The organism is Cryobacterium sp. TMT2-10 (assembly GCF_004403075.1).
GTDB classification, from domain to species: Bacteria; Actinomycetota; Actinomycetes; order Actinomycetales; family Microbacteriaceae; genus Cryobacterium; species Cryobacterium shii.
Genome location: NZ_SOGW01000070.1, coordinates 1 through 1,156, shown reverse-complemented (window position 1 = coordinate 1,156; position 1,156 = coordinate 1). Strand labels below are relative to the sequence as shown.

Below are 1,156 nucleotides of genomic sequence, written 5' to 3'. Positions count from 1 at the left end.
GGCGATCTACCAGGCCCTCTACATCGAGGGTCGTGGAGCGCTGCGCCGCGAGCTGACCACCGCCTTACGCACTGGTCGGGCGTTGCGAGTGCCGCGGGCACGTGCCAAGCGCGGTAAGAGCTTCCTGTCGGCGGAGGTCATGATCGCCGCCCGACCCGCAGAAGCCAACGACAGGGCCGTTCCCGGACACTGGGAAGGGGATCTGATCCTCGGACTGGGCGGGGTCGCGATCGGTACCCTGGTCGAACGCACCACGAGGTTCACGATGCTGTTGCACCGGTCTCCGATGGACGAGCACAAGATGATCGGCGCACAGGTCAAGAACGGGCCCGCGACGGCCGGACACGGCGCCGACGCCGTCTGTGATGCGATCGCCCGAACCATCACCGGTCTGCCCGCGACCCTGCGCAAGTCATTGACCTGGGACCAGGGCGCCGAGATGGCCCAACACGCCAGACTCCGCATCCAGACCGGGCTGCCGATCTACTTTGCCGATCCCCACTCGCCCTGGCAGCGGCCCAGCAACGAGAACACCAACGGGCTACTGCGCCAGTACTTCCCCAAAGGCACCGACTTCACCCGCTACGCCCTCGTCGATCTCGACGGCGTCGCCAAGACCCTGAACGAACGCCCCCGTAAGACACTCGGATTCAAGACGCCAGCCGAAGCGATGAACGAGCTACTGTTGACCGCAAGCACCGGTGTTGCGACGACCGGTTGAATCCGCCCAGTACGCGTCGGAACAGATCACTCTCTTCGCCGCCAAGAACGGCATCACCCGGTCGATGCGATATACCGGGATCTGCTGGGACAACGCGATGGCCGAGAGCTTCTTCGCTACCCTGAAAACCGAGTTCTATTACCGCAGGGTTTGGCCCACCCGGGCCCGCGCGATCCAAGGCGTCGCGGAGTGGATCGAGGACCGCTACAACCGCCGCCGGCGGCACTCCTCGATCGGGCATGTCACGCCAGTGGACTTCGAGATGCAATACTCGTCACAAGCCGCAGAGATCCAACTCGCCGCTTAACCCGTGTCCACCCTCCGGGGTCAAGGCCAGGTTGCTTGAGGCCGCGGCGGCGGGCACGACGCGGATGAACGTGAAGATGGCCGACGCGGTTGCGTTGGCCAAGATCAGCGGCCTGACCGCAGTCGACG

The 1,156-nt window shown here is 65.1% G+C and carries 2 protein-coding genes; both read left to right on the top strand.

Translation table 11 applies throughout. The features are described 5' to 3' along the window. Positions 1-721 (top strand): IS30 family transposase (locus tag E3T37_RS07770; RefSeq protein ID WP_134366234.1); only part of this gene is annotated, 721 nt, incomplete at its 5' end. After that, positions 705-1,028: an integrase core domain-containing protein gene (locus E3T37_RS07765; RefSeq protein WP_160141115.1), complete on the top strand. Its 324-nt coding sequence runs from the start codon at positions 705-707 to the stop codon at positions 1,026-1,028. The genes E3T37_RS07770 and E3T37_RS07765, both read left to right, overlap by 17 nt. Positions 1,029-1,156: the final 128 nt, after the last annotated feature.